The following is a 263-nucleotide window of genomic DNA, read 5'->3' as shown; positions in this document are numbered from 1 at the left end:
CCATAATAGACATACGCTCTAGCGCACCACCTGAGAACATATTAAACATGCTCAGAATGGTGTTTTCGTTGCGCGAAAACAGATCAGCCAAGTTAACTGGGTTGATACCCGGAACTGGAATATGTGACCCTAAACGATAAACAATCAATGCGCCGATTAAGAATAATAAACGTGTCCATAATTCGTCATACTTGCGTATGAAGGCAAATGGATTAAGCGGTATACCAGCCGATGACATTGATTGTTTTGACACGTTACTACTC

At 41.4% G+C, this 263-nt stretch carries 1 pseudogene; it reads right to left on the bottom strand.

The annotated features are described in order from the left end of the window. Positions 1 to 238: pseudogene (gene secY, locus AAEY78_RS13600) on the bottom strand (preprotein translocase subunit SecY); the annotation flags it as partial. Positions 239 to 263: the final 25 nt, after the last annotated feature.

The organism is Psychrobacter sp. 16-MNA-CIBAN-0192 (genome assembly GCF_040309565.1).
Taxonomy (GTDB): domain Bacteria; phylum Pseudomonadota; class Gammaproteobacteria; order Pseudomonadales; family Moraxellaceae; genus Psychrobacter.
Note: the sequence above shows the minus strand (reverse complement) of the source record. Positions and strands in the feature narration are given on the sequence as shown.